The organism is Polynucleobacter sp. JS-JIR-II-b4 (assembly GCF_018687815.1).
Taxonomy (GTDB): Bacteria; Pseudomonadota; Gammaproteobacteria; order Burkholderiales; family Burkholderiaceae; genus Polynucleobacter.
This window is the reverse complement of record NZ_CP061306.1, coordinates 152422-167466: the sequence shown is the minus strand read 5'-3', so window position 1 is coordinate 167466 and position 15045 is coordinate 152422. Positions and strand designations below refer to the sequence as shown.

At 46.0% G+C, this 15045-nt stretch carries 14 protein-coding genes; 4 read left to right on the top strand and 10 right to left on the bottom strand.

Annotated features, from left to right (window positions below):
* Positions 1 to 14: 14 nt before the first annotated feature.
* The 9 genes from mraY to bioB all read right to left on the bottom strand — a co-directional run bounded on the left by mraY (position 15) and on the right by bioB (position 9588).
* Positions 15 to 1184, bottom strand: coding sequence for a phospho-N-acetylmuramoyl-pentapeptide-transferase (gene mraY / locus ICV90_RS00945; RefSeq protein ID WP_072583395.1), 1170 nt, complete (start codon positions 1182 to 1184; stop codon positions 15 to 17).
* Positions 1175 to 2623 (bottom strand): UDP-N-acetylmuramoyl-tripeptide--D-alanyl-D-alanine ligase, encoded by a 1449-nt coding sequence (gene murF / locus ICV90_RS00940; protein WP_215358916.1) that lies wholly within the window; start codon positions 2621 to 2623, stop codon positions 1175 to 1177. The genes mraY and murF overlap by 10 nt, the downstream gene beginning before the upstream one ends.
* Entirely contained in the window at positions 2623 to 4173 is a 1551-nt protein-coding gene (locus ICV90_RS00935) for a UDP-N-acetylmuramoyl-L-alanyl-D-glutamate--2,6-diaminopimelate ligase (protein WP_215358915.1), read from the bottom strand. The genes murF and ICV90_RS00935 overlap by 1 nt, the downstream gene beginning before the upstream one ends.
* Positions 4170 to 5942: a penicillin-binding protein 2 gene (locus tag ICV90_RS00930; protein ID WP_215358914.1), complete on the bottom strand. Its 1773-nt coding sequence runs from the start codon at positions 5940 to 5942 to the stop codon at positions 4170 to 4172. Before ICV90_RS00930 ends, ICV90_RS00935 begins: the two co-directional genes overlap by 4 nt.
* Positions 5939 to 6205, bottom strand: a complete 267-nt coding sequence (gene ftsL / locus ICV90_RS00925; protein ID WP_072583399.1) for a cell division protein FtsL — start codon at positions 6203 to 6205, stop codon at positions 5939 to 5941. Before ftsL ends, ICV90_RS00930 begins: the two co-directional genes overlap by 4 nt.
* On the bottom strand, positions 6202 to 7152 hold the full coding sequence (rsmH, locus tag ICV90_RS00920; RefSeq protein WP_215358913.1) for a 16S rRNA (cytosine(1402)-N(4))-methyltransferase RsmH: 951 nt from the start codon (positions 7150 to 7152) through the stop codon (positions 6202 to 6204). The genes ftsL and rsmH overlap by 4 nt, the downstream gene beginning before the upstream one ends.
* Positions 7153 to 7164: 12 nt before the next feature.
* A complete protein-coding gene (gene mraZ / locus ICV90_RS00915) occupies positions 7165 to 7593 on the bottom strand; it encodes a division/cell wall cluster transcriptional repressor MraZ (protein ID WP_068320686.1) in 429 nt (142 codons plus the stop codon).
* 303 nt (positions 7594 to 7896) lie between these two features.
* Complete coding sequence (coq7, locus tag ICV90_RS00910) at positions 7897 to 8526, bottom strand: 2-polyprenyl-3-methyl-6-methoxy-1,4-benzoquinone monooxygenase (protein WP_215358912.1); 630 nt, start codon at positions 8524 to 8526, stop codon at positions 7897 to 7899.
* A gap of 12 nt (positions 8527 to 8538) precedes the next feature.
* Entirely contained in the window at positions 8539 to 9588 is a 1050-nt protein-coding gene (bioB, locus tag ICV90_RS00905; RefSeq protein WP_215358911.1) for a biotin synthase BioB, read from the bottom strand.
* Between the two features lie 89 nt (positions 9589 to 9677).
* On the opposite strand from bioB, the gene bioA reads away from it, so the two are divergent.
* Genes bioA through ICV90_RS00885 form a run of 4 tightly spaced genes read left to right on the top strand, consistent with a single transcriptional unit; the run spans position 9678 to position 14224 of the window.
* Positions 9678 to 11024, top strand: a complete 1347-nt coding sequence (bioA, locus tag ICV90_RS00900; RefSeq protein WP_215358910.1) for an adenosylmethionine--8-amino-7-oxononanoate transaminase — start codon at positions 9678 to 9680, stop codon at positions 11022 to 11024.
* Positions 11021 to 12259, top strand: a complete 1239-nt coding sequence (locus ICV90_RS00895) for an 8-amino-7-oxononanoate synthase (protein ID WP_215358909.1) — start codon at positions 11021 to 11023, stop codon at positions 12257 to 12259. The genes bioA and ICV90_RS00895 overlap by 4 nt, the downstream gene beginning before the upstream one ends.
* Positions 12252 to 12971 (top strand): dethiobiotin synthase, encoded by a 720-nt coding sequence (gene bioD / locus ICV90_RS00890; protein WP_215358908.1) that lies wholly within the window; start codon positions 12252 to 12254, stop codon positions 12969 to 12971. The genes ICV90_RS00895 and bioD overlap by 8 nt, the downstream gene beginning before the upstream one ends.
* Before the next feature lie 56 nt (positions 12972 to 13027).
* A complete protein-coding gene (locus ICV90_RS00885; RefSeq protein ID WP_215358907.1) occupies positions 13028 to 14224 on the top strand; it encodes a M20 aminoacylase family protein in 1197 nt (398 codons plus the stop codon).
* Positions 14225 to 14255: 31 nt separating this feature from the next.
* Here ICV90_RS00885 and ICV90_RS00880 read toward each other — a convergent pair whose 3' ends face one another.
* The gene (locus ICV90_RS00880) at positions 14256 to 15032 is read right to left on the bottom strand and encodes an enoyl-CoA hydratase (protein WP_215358906.1); all 777 of its coding nucleotides are present in this window, start codon (positions 15030 to 15032) and stop codon (positions 14256 to 14258) included.
* Positions 15033 to 15045: the final 13 nt, after the last annotated feature.

The following is a 15045-nucleotide window of genomic DNA, read 5'->3' as shown; positions in this document are numbered from 1 at the left end:
TATTTACTTTTGAATCACCGTAACTTCAAGCTAGATAAGCCAATTAAGACCAGGAGGATGGTAATGATCCAGAAACGCACAACCACTTGCGTCTCCTTCCAACCACCCAATTCAAAATGGTGATGCAATGGCGCCATCCGGAAAATGCGACGACCTTCTCCAAAATGTTTTTTAGTGAGCTTGAACCAAAATACTTGCATCATTACCGAAACAGTCTCAGCAACAAAGATGCCGCCCATCACAAACAACACAATTTCTTGACGAACAATCACAGCGATGGTGCCAAGGGCTCCGCCCAAAGCAAGTGCGCCCACATCACCCATAAATACTTGTGCTGGGTGTGTGTTGAACCAAAGGAAGGCTAAGCCAGCACCGCCCATAGCTCCACAGAAGATCATGAGTTCACCAGCACCTGGTATGTAAGGGAAGAGGAGATACTTTGCATAAATCGCATTACCCATCACATAAGCAAAAGCACCCAAAGCAGCTCCTACCAAGATCACCGGCATGATGACAAGGCCATCAAGACCATCGGTTAAGTTCACTGCATTACTACTACCCACGATTACTAAGTAACTCAAAATAATGAAGCCCATCACACCCAATGGATAGCTCACTTCTTTCATGAAGGGCAGTAGCAAGTTGGTTTTTGCAGGCAGATCTAAAGCAAATCCACTTCTTAACCACTCATAAAATAATTGCAATACTTTTAGGTTATTGACCTCAGAAACGGAGAATGCAAGATAGATAGCGGCAAATAAACCAATTAGTGTTTGCCAGAAAAACTTCTCTCTTGAGGCCATGCCTTTAGGATCTTTGTAGACTACTTTGCGATAGTCATCTACCCAGCCAACTAAACCAAAACCAAAAGTCACAATCATCACAATCCAAATAAATCGATTGCTGAGATCGGCCCACAACATGCATGAGATAAAGATACCGATCAAAATCAAAACACCACCCATAGTTGGGGTGCCTGATTTCACTAAATGGGTTTGAGGCCCATCAGTGCGGACTGCCTGACCCATTTTCAGGGCGCTTAATTTGCGAATCACCCAAGGTCCCGCAGCTAAACCAATCAATAATGCAGTCACCGTTGCCATCACCGCTCTGAAAGTGATGTAGTTAAATACTCGGAAGAATCCGAAATCATCTTGCAACCATTGCGCCAACATTAAGAGCATGTTTTAGCCTCCTCTAACAAGGCCTGTACTACACGCTCCATGCGCATAAACCGTGAACCTTTAACCAAAATATTTAAGTGCTGATTGCTGCCGCTAGACTGGGCATGTAAAGCATCTCTTAATTGCATGATGAGACTATCCATATCGGCAAAATGAGTTGCACTAGATGCAGCCGCACTATTGCCAACAACTTCATTAAATCCCAGCAGGGCAAATTGGCATTGCTCCCCCAAAGCAAATAGTTTTGAGATTCCTTGCTCAGCAGCATAAGCCCCCACTTCACGATGGAACTCAGGGCCCTGATCGCCCACTTCACCCATATCACCCAAAATCAACCAAGATAAATTACCTGATTGTTTCAAAGCATCGATAGCCGCTCTTACAGAATCCGGATTGGCGTTGTAGCTGTCGTCAATTAAGGTGTGATTTGAATCAATCGCCTTTGCTTGCATACGTCCATTTACTGGCAAGAATGATTCGAGACCCTGTTTAATTTTTTCAAGACTTACACCTGCTGCGACACCAACAGCAGTTGCAGCCAATGCATTGCGAACATTGTGACTGCCCAAAGTATTTAACTGAACTTCAATGGTCCCTTGTTCAGTTTGTATCTGCACAAGCCCGTTACTTAATAGACTTCCAGTCACTGCAGCCGATAGTTTGGCCTGCGCAGATGACAATACAAAATCGATAACCTTGCGGCCTGCAGCCGCCTTGCGCCAAACACTTGAAAATTCTGAATCTGCTGGAAATACAGCAATTCCATCGCTTGGCAAAGTACGAATGGCATCAGAATGCTCTTCTGCTACTGCCGCTACCGTAGCCATGAACTCTTGATGCTCGCGCTGGGCATTATTAATTAATGCGATATTTGCTTGCGCAATCGCAGCTAACTGCGCTGTTTCACCAGGATGATTCATGCCGAGCTCAACCACAGCAAGGCGATCCGTTGCGCGCAATTTCAACAGCGTTAATGGCAAACCAATATCGTTATTCAGATTTCCTTTGGTAACCAAAGTATTTTGTTCGCCCACTGCGGCTTTAAAAATTGAAGCAATCATCTCTTTAACGGTAGTCTTACCATTGCTGCCAGTAACCAACGCCAAAGGAATGGGGTGATTAGCCCTCCATGCTTTTGCTAAATTCCCTAAACCAACACGCGTGTTTGAAACGCAAATAGCAGGTAAGTCCGGCGGGCATTTATCTTGCGCACTAATTAGGGCGGCACTAGCGCCTGCCTTAGCAACATCGGATAAAAAGTCATGTGCATCAAAGCGCTCACCAACTAAAGCGACAAATAATTCATTACGATCGATATGACGACTGTCAGTACCCACTCGAGAAATCGATATTTCCTGGGCAGCTTGTGCAGAAGTATTCAGTAATTTACTTCCAGGCAACATTGCCTGCGCTTGTGCAAGGGTCGTCATGATAGACATCAGACTCCGCCTCCAGCGGCTAAGCGAATATGTTCTTGATCAGAAAAATCAAATTTCTTGCCATTGATTTCTTGAGTAGTTTCATGACCCTTACCAGCAACTAAGACAATATCGCAAACATCTGCATGACGAATTGCAGACATGATGGCAGATGCACGATCGGCTATAGCTTGAACGTTCTGTGCATCCTTGCTAATACCACCGCGCACCATCTCCATAATGGCTTGTGGATCTTCAGAACGAGGGTTGTCACTTGTAATTAGAATATGGTCGGCATTGCGTTCTGCAACAGCGCCCATAAGCGAACGCTTACCAGCATCACGATCACCGCCACAACCAAAGACACACCAAATTTTTCCACCGCGCTGCTCAGCAATAGGACGTAATGCTTGTAAGGTTTTCTCTAAAGCATCTGGGGTATGCGCGTAATCCACAACTGCTAACAAGCCCTCTTTCTTTTGAGATTTACCCAAAGGAATTAACTCCATACGGCCAATCACTGGATTTAATTGGCTAACTTTTTGAGCGGCTACTTCCAAGCTCATACCCTGTGAAAGTAATACCGTCCACACCGCAAGCGCATTACTTAAATTAAACTCACCTAGCAAAGGAATATGCAATTGAGCACTTCCCACTCCATCAAAAATGAAGCTTGCGTTGTAACCCGCTCCACTCAGTAGGATATCTTTTGCATAGATACGGCATAAACGATCACCAAATTTTTCAAATCCTTGGAACGCGGATTGAGACAATGCATATGCCCAGACCTTCAAGCCCTCTTTTGCCAACAAGTTCATGGCAAGCTCACGACCAAAAGCATCATCCAAGTTAATCACTGCGTGCTCAAGACCGGTTTGCTGAAATAACTTAGCCTTTGCCTCCGCGTAATCAGCCATGCTGCCGTGGTAATCCAAATGATCCTGCGTCAGATTCGTAAATACTGCGCATTGAATATCTGTTCCAGCGATTCTCTCTTGATGCAAAGCATGCGAAGATACTTCCATCGCGACTTGTTTAGCTCCAGCGCTACGCAACTCTGCTAACTGCGTTTGTAATTTAGGTGCATCTGGAGTGGTATAGCCAGTTTGCACTAATGCACCAGGGAACCCAGTGCCTAAGGTGCCCAAAACTGCAGTGTGATGACTGCTAGCATCTAAAGCCTGGGCTAACCATTGCGTGATGCTAGTTTTGCCATTAGTGCCAGTGACACCAATGATTTTTAATTCTTTGCTCGGATAACCATACCATTGCGCACAAAGCTCCCCTGCTTTTGCAGCAAGATCTTCAATAGGAAAACATTGTGGATGATCTAAAAATTGCTTACCCATACCCGCCGGATCGAACACTACTGCGGCTGCCCCGCACTCTAATGCAACCTCAATAAATTGACGACCATCGCGCAAGGCGTTGCCATGACCTACAGGGTAGGCAAAAAAGATATCGCCAGACTGTATCTGGCGACTATCCGCACATACTTTTGCGGAGGAGTTCGCTAAAGTATGTAAGTGGTCAATCAAATGATTGGTGTCTATTTTCAAATCCACCCTCATCGTTTCAAAACCACATGTTGAGCGTGTGCAGCTGCTGGCCGAATTTCTTCTGGGGCCTTATCTTCCAACACCATTTGCTTTACTTTGTTGTCTGGCAAGACATTCAATGAACGGAGCGTCTCCCCAACAATTGTCGAGAATACGGGTGCCGCAACATCACCACCGTAGTGACTTCCACCAGTAGGCTCATCAATCATTACCGCAACCACAATACGTGGAGCGCTAATAGGAGCAAGTCCAGCAAAGTAAGCGCGATAAGAATTGCCATATCCTTTGCCAACTAATTTATGGGCAGTGCCTGTTTTTCCGCCAACGCGATAACCTTCAGCCTGCGCTTTGACTGCAGTTCCCCCCGGCTCAGTAACCGCCTCCATCATGTTGCGCATTTCAATAGCCGTTTTTGGTGAGAGCACTTTAATGCCCGGCTTGAACTCAGGACTACGCTCAATCGTCAGGGGAACTAATTCGCCATCACGTGCAAAGACTGTGTATGCGCGCGCTACCTGAAAGAGTGATGCAGAAATACCGTAGCCAAATGCAATACGGGCTTGATCAGTGGGCATCCATTTTTTAAATGGGTGAACCGTACCAGAGACCGCACCAGGAAAGCCAATTTTTGGCGCTTGACCAAAGCCAACTGCGGTATATAAGTCCCACATTTCTTCGGGGGAAAGATTGTTCATCGCAATCTTTGCAGTACCAATGTTGCTAGATTTTTGAATAATTTGTGCAACCGTTAGATTCCCATATGGATGCGTGTCGGTAATTGGCTTAGGTCCAACTAAATAACTCGCACCAATCACCATATTGGTATCCGGTTTAATTGCACCTTTTTCTAAAGCAATTGAAATGGTTAACGGCTTGATAGTTGAACCAGGCTCAAAGGTATCGGTCAATACGCGGTTACGTAATTGCTCGCCTGTTAAATACCTTCGATCATTTGGGTTGTAGCTTGGATAATTTGCCAATGCCAAAATCTCGCCCGTTTGTGTATCGAGCACTACAGCGCCACCCGCTTTAGCGTGATGCTTTTCAACAGCGTCTTTAACAGCGTTATATGCTAGGAACTGAATCTTGCTATCAATAGATAGGTTTAAGTCTTTTCCATTTTGTGGCAACTGCAGGATTGCAACATCCTCAACAACACGACCTAAACGATCAACCACCACACGTCTTTGACCGGGATGACCAGCAAGCTCATTCTCACGAGAAAGCTCCATCCCTTCTTGACCTTTGTCATTCACATTTGTAAAGCCAACCACGTGCGCCATCGCCTCACCTTCAGGGTAGAAGCGACGATATTCATTATTTAAACCAATGCCAGGGATCTCTAGCTGTTTAATTTGCTGCGCTACAACTGGATCTACTTGACGCTTTAAGAAAACCTGCTTGCGCTCTTCTTTCAACTTTTTGCGCAGATCAGATTCGCTCATTTGCAAAAGACTTGCCAATTTCTGCACTTTGTCTGCGGCCAAATCATCTGGAACGGTGTCGTTATAGGCAATCACCGACTTGGCTTCCAAGCTCGTTGCAATCACTTGGCCGTTACGATCCAAAATTTTTCCGCGACTAGCGGGTAGCTCCAATTCGCGTTGAGTGCCACGCACACCTTTAGCTTCATAGAACGCATTTCCTGGACCCTGAATCCAAAACGCACGGAGAAGCAGCATCATGAACACAAAGAACAAAAGGAATAGCATCAAACGCGACCGCCACATTGGCAGGCGTAAAACTAAATTTGGCGTAGTAGAGAAGCCAACCGGTCTCATTTCGCCTCCTTTAAATACAAGGTGCGCTCAGGAGAAATCGGAGACATATGTAATTGATTGCGAGCGACGTCGCGAATACGTGCAGACTTCGATAAATTCCGCTGCTCATACTCTAAACGCAACCAGTCTTGGTTTAACTTACGCTCTTCTATCTGCGCGCGCTCTTGAAGGATGAATAATTTTCGCGCACGTTGCTGAGCCGCAACCAGAGATAGGGCGCAAATCAATAGCAATGCGAGCAGAGTCAAGGTAGCGCGATTCATGCGGATACTCCCATGCGCTTTTCAGCCACACGCATGATTGCAGAGCGGGCACGAGGATTCTCAGATACCTCAGCATCGCTTGGCTTAACTCGACCAATAATTTCGAGGGCGCTTTGTGGCAAGTCTTTTTCGCGTACCGGTAACCCACGGGGCACTTCGACTTTTGCATGCGCTTGCATAAACTGCTTCACGATGCGATCTTCTAACGAATGAAAACTAATCACTGCAAGTCTTGCGCCGGGCTTTAATAATTTCAAAGCCGCCTTCAAACCGAGCTCCAAATCTTCTAACTCGCGATTAATAAAAATACGTAATGCTTGAAAGGTTCTTGTTGCGGGATCTTGGCCAGCTTCGCGGGTACGCACCACGCTTGCAACTAGGCTTGCCAACTGAGTAGTCGTTTTAGGGGAAAGGCCTTCTTCTCGCTTAGCCACTATGGCTTTTGCGATCTGAAATGCAAAGCGTTCTTCTCCGTAAGTCTTAATCACGTGAGTGATTTCCTCCGGTGGCGCCTGCTCCAACCACTCTGCTGCAGTTAAACCATGATCGGTATTCATGCGCATATCGAGTGGACCCTCTCGACGAAAAGAAAATCCCCGATGCGCTTCGTCCACTTGGGGCGAACTGATCCCCAAGTCCAACAATATTCCATCGACTGATTCCGCTTCTGCGTACTGATCCATCTGCGCAAAACTGTCGTGCACGATTTTCAATCTTGGGTCGTTGATTTTTTGCGCCACTGCAATCGCATCCAAATCTTTGTCGAAAGAAATCATGCGCGCCGAAGGATTCAACTCCTTGAGTAAAGCTTGTGTATGACCGCCGCGCCCGAAGGTTCCATCGATCACCAAAATTTTGTTTTCTGTATCTTGATTCCGAATCAGCGGACCGCCAACTAGCGCCGTCACCGCCTCGGCCAGTAACACTGGGCGATGAGTTATGTTCATGGCACCCTGTCATCAAAAATTAAATTGCTTGAGTGCTTCAGGCATGCCTTGCGCAATCGCAGCCTGTTCTTTTGCAGCGTATGTAGCTGCGTCCCACAACTCCAAGTGACTTCCCATGCCGAGCAAAATCACTTCTTTCTCAATTCCGGCAGCAGCACGCAACTCTGGACTCACCAATACGCGACCGGCACTATCCAAATCCATTTCTGCTGCGTTACCTAAAAAAATACGGCGCCACCAATGGGCATCCATCGGAAGTTGCGCAACTCTTGCTCTGAAGGTTTCCCACTCAGGTCTTGGGAAGAGAAGCAAGCAGCCATCGGGGTGTTTTGTGAGCGTGATGCGGCCCTCGCCCTGTACCAACAAGGCGTCACGATGCTTAGCCGGCACAGACATGCGGCCTTTTGCATCTAAATTGAGAGCTGACGCACCTTGAAACACCATTTACCCCACTTTTTCACACTTCCTCCCACTTTAGAGGATCGTACTAAGAGGGTCAAGTGTTTTTAGGAGTTTTTTTAGGAATTTCTCTAGTGTTTACAAACACTTAGCGTCATGTGTTGAGAAAATGGTGATAATAAAATAGCTACTTGAAACAATGGCTTGGAAAATATACTTAAGAATAGATCTTAGCTATTGCGCTAGATAATGCCTAAATATACTGTATTTAAAAACAGTAATACGTAAAAAAATATCTCAAAATTAATCAGAGATGAGTTTTGAGAATCAAAACCTATTTCCGTATTAAATTTTGTAAGCAGTGGTGGTCATTATCTTGGACATCGCCTGCATTATTTTTTGAATGGGTTCTGGCAAATTTGCACCGCCAGCATTTTTTGCGGCCTGTCCGTGAGCAATTTCATCAATGCGCATTTGACCCACAATTGCACGAGATCGTTGATCTTCTTTTGGTAATTTTTCGAGATGACTTTCTAAGTGATTCTCGACTTGTTTTTCTGTTTCAGCAACAAAACCTAAACTCCACTTATCGCCCGCTAAGCCTGCTGCCAAGCCAATTACAAAGGATCCCGCATACCAAAGTGGATTGAGATAACTGGTGTGTGACCCGAGCTCTTGAAGACGAGTTTCACACCATGCCAGATGATCCATTTCTTCTTGCCCAGAGTGATCTAACATCTCCTGAATTTCAGGATTTCGAGCAACCAATTTTTGCGATTGATACAGCGCTTGTGCACAAACTTCACCCACATGATTGACTCGCATGAGTCCCGCTGCATGTTTGCGCTCAACCGCATCCAAACCCAAATTGCCCCCAACATCAGACCCTGGGGTAGGTCTATGTGCATGAGCGCCCCCGACCATCGATCGAAGGGCGGTATCAAACTCCAGAATGAGACGATCTATCGGGGACATGCTTATGGAAAACTAAACCAAAACCTCTGCTTTACAGCTTTGTTTAGTCTTTAAACCTAGTTCTGCCAAGAGCACACGGTCTTGTTCTGCCTCGGGATTACCGGTAGTGAGTAGTTGCTCACCATAGAAAATAGAGTTAGCTCCCGCCATAAAGCACATGGCCTGAACTGCCCTGCCAAGCTCCTGACGACCAGCAGATAAACGAACGCGGGCTTTAGGCATCGTGATCCTAGCAACCGCAATCGTTCTCACAAACTCCAGTGGGTCCAAAGGCTTCTGCTCAGCTAAGGGCGTACCGGCTACTGGCACTAGATGATTGATAGGAACGGATTCTGGGTAGGGGCTCAAATTGGCTAAGCGAGCCAAAAATGCGGCGCGCTGCTTTCTAGATTCGCCCATGCCGACAATACCGCCACAACAAACCGACATGCCAGCGGCACGGACATTGGATATCGTATCCAAACGGTCTTGGTAGCCTCTGGTTGAGATCACAGAACGGTAAAAATCTTCGCTGGTATCTAAGTTATGGTTATAAAAGTCAAGCCCTGCCTCTTGCAGTGCCTGGGCTTGATCGGCCTCCAGCATGCCTAAGGTGGCACAGGTCTCCAGACCCAAGGCTTTTACGCCCTTAATCATGGCAGTCACTTTTTCAATATCGCGGTCTTTGGGTTCGCGCCATGCGGCACCCATACAGAAACGGTTAGAACCCGCGGCTTTAGCAGCTTTGGCAGCCTCTAAAACCTCTTCTAAGCCCATTAACTTCTCAGCCTTAACATCCGTGTCATAACGAGCAGCCTGAGGACAATAGCCACAATCCTCTGGGCAGCCACCCGTCTTAATGGACAGCAGCGTGGCTAATTCAACATCACCTTCTGGGAAATAGGCTTTATGAGTCTCCTGAGCCTTCAGCATCAATTCATTCAAAGGGAGCGCAAATAAGGCTTCAATTTCAGCCACCGACCACTCACCAGATGCCTCGACACCTGCGTTTACACCCTGATGCAAATCCGCTTTAGATTTGAATTGGGTTAAGGGTTTTTCAACGGTTTGAGTGTCCTGCATGGGTAAATTCCAGAAAATGAGGGGATTCAAGGCATAAACATAACAGATACAGGCCTGAATTTGGAAAAACTAGTGGTCAAATATCAAACATGAAGGTTATTTCTGATTTAAATCAAGCCCCCCTCGTTGATCGCAGCCTTGCAGCCGTTTGGCACCCATGCACTCAGATGAAACAGCATGAGTCCTTTCCGCTGGTTGCCATTACAAAAGGTAAGGGTGCTTGGCTCTATGACGAAAACGGAAAAGCCTTACTCGACTCCATTAGTTCTTGGTGGACGAATTTATTTGGCCACTCCAACCCACGCATCAATCAAGCCATTACCGCGCAACTCGAAAAAATTGAGCATGTGATGCTCGCCGGGTTTACGCATGCGCCCGTAGTAGAGCTATCTGAAAAACTGTCTGCACTCACCAATCACCATTTAGGCCATGTCTTCTACGCTTCTGATGGTGCGTCTGCAGTAGAAATAGCGCTCAAGATGAGTCACCACTACTGGCAACTCAACGGCAAACCACAAAAGAAAAAATTTGTTTGCTTGGAAAATGGTTATCACGGGGAAACACTTGGTGCATTAGCGGTAACGGACGTTGCTATTTTCCGGGAAGCCTATGGATCACTCTTGCAAGATGTATTTACTATCGCATCACCTGATGCACGCAAGGCAAAAAATGGTGAGAGCGCAGAAGATGTAGCAAGATATGCAGCAAAACAACTCGAAGAATTATTTGTAAAAGAACATGACAATATTGCTGCCATCATTGTTGAACCTTTGGTGCAGTGCGCAGGGCAAATGGCCATGCATTCTCCTGAATACCTTCGGTTAGTCAGGGATTTATGTGATCGCTATGAAGTACATCTGATTGCAGATGAGATTGCGGTGGGCTGTGGGCGGAGTGGCAAGTTCTTTGCCTGTGAGCATGCTGGTATCTGGCCAGACTTCTTAACCCTGTCTAAAGGGATTAGCGGCGGCTATCTTCCGCTGTCGCTCTGCCTAACTACCGACCAGATATATCAAGCCTTTTACGGCGACCAAACTCAGCAAGGGTTTTTGCATTCTCATTCTTATACCGGTAATCCACTAGCGTGCGCTGCTGCACTTGCGTGTCTAGAGATTTTCGAAACTGACAAAGTATTAGAAAAAAATATTGAGCGCTCAAAGGATTTAGCAAATGCATTTGCGTGGTCAAAAACAGATTCCCGCATTGAATATTGGCGCCAGCAAGGAATGATCTTGGCATTCGATATTAAAAATGAGTTTCTAAAAAATCCTAAGACATTTGCGAGAACTATGTTTTCGAACTGCTTAGCTGAGGGGGTATTGATCAGACCAATCGGCAATACTATCTATGTCATGCCGCCGTATATTTTATCTACAGTAGAAACCACGCAACTAGGTCATGCTGTGCAAGTTGCCCTTGAGAAAACCTTAGTATGACAAATACATATCAGGCCTTAAAGTTAGCGCAAGAGCAGATTGCAGATCTTGAGTCGCAATTGCTCAAACGCAAACTCAGAGCAACTACATCTCCATGTGATACCAAAGCCATAGTCGATGGACGCGAGCTCAAAGCATTTTGTAGCAATGATTATTTAGGGCTTGCAAACCATCCCGAGTTGATTCAAGCCCTTGCTGAAGGCGCTCAGAAGTATGGGGTAGGCAGTGGCGCCTCCCATCTGATTAGCGGCCACAGTAGGGCTCATGAACTGCTTGAAAACCAATTGGCCTCTTTTCAAAAGCAACATATTCCGAATGCGCGTGCCCTATTTTTTAGTACCGGCTATCTTGCCAACCTTACCGCCATCACAGGTCTAGCGAGACTTGCGCGGCAAAAATCTACTAGCATTTATTCAGCCAAGCTAAACCATGCTTCTTTAATTGATGGCATTCGTTTAGCGGCCGCTCAGACTCAAGCAAATGTCGCGCTGTTTGATCACATGCAACTTGACACATTAAATGAATTACTGAAAACAGATCAACATCCACTAAAGATCATTGTTACTGATGGCGTCTTCAGTATGGATGGTGACCTCGCTCCAATTAAGGGATTGTTAAAACTTGCTGAGCAATACGATGCACTATTACTTGTGGATGATGCTCATGGTTTCGGAATATTGGGCAAACAAGGTCATGGCATTTTGGAGCAGGAAAGTATCTGCTCTGATCGTATTATTTATATTGGCACACTTGGAAAAGCTGCAGGCGTCAGCGGCGCCTTTGTTTGTGCACAAGACACTTTTATTGAGTGGCTCATTCAAAAGGGTCGCCCTTTCATTTACAGCACTGCAACACCACCTGCGATAGCACACACTCTCTCAAAGAGCTTGAAAATCATTGAAAGTGACGAGGGCATCAATCGCCGCATTCATCTCAACAAACTGATTGGTATCTGGCAAGATGAAATGCAATTTTCTCAATGGTCAAAGGTGCCTTCTTGTACCGCCATACAGCCCGTTATTTTGGGCAGCAATGCCAATGCCCTGCTCGCCGCTAAGTTACTTGATGATGCTGGATATTGGATTCCTGCTATTCGTCCTCCTACCGTACCCAATGGCAGTGCAAGATTACGCATTACGTTCTCTGCTAACCATAGCGAAGCAGATGTGCGTCAACTAATCCACACCTTAAAAGCTATTGAGCAAGCAGTCATTCAAAAAGGCTCTCATGAGTAAGGCCACAGGCTTCTTTGTCGCCGGTACAGACACTGAGGTTGGAAAAACTTTGGTGAGCGGTGCTCTCATTCTGAAATTGCGCGAACAGGGAATCAATGCGATTGGTTTTAAACCAGTTGTCGCTGGAACCTATCAAGATGGGAAAGACAAGACTCTGAATGAGGATTTGGAAACACTCCGTATTGCCTCAAACCTTGACTCTAGTGCATTGAGTTTGTGTCCTTATATATTGGACCAACCAGCTGCCCCCCATTTAGTGGCGGCACATCAAGGACTGAAACTTGAAATGGGTGTGATCTTGCAGGGTTTTCAGAACATTCAAAATCAAGCAGATTGCGTTGTGGTTGAAGGTGCTGGCGGCTTAATCGTCCCCCTCAATAATCAGGAAGATTTAGCGATGTTCGCGAAAGCAATTAAATTGCCCATCATCCTGGTAGTCGGCATGAAATTAGGCTGCATTAATCATGCCCTCCTAACTTGTGAGGCAATCAAAGCGCGTAACTTAAATATTGCGGGATGGGTAGCAAATACCCTATCCACCGAAATGCCTTTGCTTGAAGAAAATATTCAGACTCTACAAGCCAGAATAGACGCCCCATTTTTAGGCCTCATACCAGCGCTTCCAAAAGAACTCCAAAAAGCCGATAACAGCCCATATTCAATTGAAGCCTTGGGTTTTGCTGCAAAGCACATTCAATTACCGAACAATTAATTTGCGGTAATTTAGCCCGAAAGGCATATCCAAAGACTTTCGGATAAGATGAAGGGATGCATTTATCCCCAGAAATTATTGACTCCGCGGAAGCTATTCAAGAAATTCGACGCAATATTCATGCGCATCCTGAATTGCGTTTCGAAGAAAATCGCACTGCCGATCTAGTTGCGGAAGCGCTTTCTAGCTGGGGAATTACAGTCTATCGTGGCATGGGAAAAACGGGTGTTGTAGGTCGTTTGGATGGTGACTTAGGTCCCGGAAAAATGATTGGTTTGCGCGCTGATATGGATGCGCTTCCATTGCAGGAGCACAACAACTTTGCTCATGCATCAACAAACCCCGGAAAAATGCATGCTTGTGGACATGATGGTCACACAGCAATGCTACTTGGAGCGGCGCAATATTTATCAAATCACCGCGACTTCAAAGGCACTGTGATTTTTATTTTCCAACCAGCAGAGGAAGGTGGTGCTGGTGCGAATGAAATGATTAAGGATGGACTTTTCAAAGAGTTTCCATGCGACGCAGTATTTGGCTTGCATAACTGGCCCGGCTTGGCAGAAGGTCACTTTGGAGTGACCCCTGGCCCAATGATGGCTTCAAGCAATACTTTTGAAATTACCATCACAGGCAAAGGCGGTCACGCCGCCTTACCCCACAATAGCGCAGATCCAGTATTTACTGGCGCCCAAGTAGTGCTTGCATTACAGAGCATCATTACACGCAATAAGCGTCCTGTAGATGCTGCTGTTTTGTCCATCACGCAATTTCATGCGGGCGAAACGAGCAATGTCATTCCGGATAGCGCCTTCATTGGCGGTACGGTACGTACATTTACTTTGGATGTCTTAGATTTAATCGAGCAACGTTTACGAGAAATCGCTCATAGCGTTGCAGGCGCATTTGATTGCCAAGCAGAAATTACGTTTTCTAGAAATTACCCGCCTCTTATTAATCATACCAACGAAGTGGAATTTGCAACCGAAGTCATGAGTGAACTGGTTGGCAAGCAGAATGTAAATGCTTCAATCGATCCTACGATGGGCGCGGAAGACTTCGCGTTTATGTTGCTAGAAAAGCCCGGCTGTTACGTATTCTTAGGCAATGGGGACGGCGATCATCGCTCAGTAGGTCATGGCATGGGTCCATGCCACTTACACAATCCCTCTTACGACTTCAATGACTCCTTGATTCCAATCGGCGTGAGCTATTGGGTTAAACTAGCTCAACGCTTCCTAGAAAAAAACTGAGTTCTTTCAAACTTTCTCTTAAACTATTGAATTAAGAGTTGGTAAATTTGGCTGGGCGCTTTTCCATGAATGCAGCCATGCCTTCTTTCTGGTCATTCGTTCCAAAACAAGCATGAAAGAGGCGGCGCTCAAAATGAATACCTTCAGACAAAGTGGTTTCATAAGCAGTGTTGATACTTTCTTTCACCATCATTGCGGTTAACAAAGGCATATCTGCAATTCCTTTGGCAATTGCTTTAACTTCTTTCAGCAAATCTGCTTGTGGGAAGATCCTTGCAACCAAACCGGAGCGCTCAGCTTCAGCGGCATCCATCATGCGGCCCGTCAAAGCTAGATCCATCGCTTTTGCTTTGGATACCGCGCGAGGCAAACGTTGCGTGCCTCCAGCCCCAGGAATGATTCCTAACTTCACCTCAGGCTGAGCAAACTTAGCGTTATCCGCCGCCATGATCGTGTCGCACATCATGGCCAACTCACAGCCTCCGCCCAGGGCATAGCCAGAGACAGCAGCGATTACAGGCTTACGTACTTTTTTGATCTCTTCCCAGTTACGGGTAATAAAGTCTCCGCGATAAACATCCTTCAAACCATACTTGGCCATTGAAGCAATATCCGCTCCAGCAGCAAATGCTTTTTCACTGCCAGTAACGATCATGCAACCAATATTGTCGTCCGCGTCAAATGCCAATAATGCAGCGCCAAGCTCTTCCATGAGTTGATCATTCAAGGCATTCAATACTTCAGGGCGATTCAAAGTAATGGTGGCAACCTTACCGTCCACCTCAGTCAAAATTGTTTTGTAGCTCATGAATTTCTTTCAG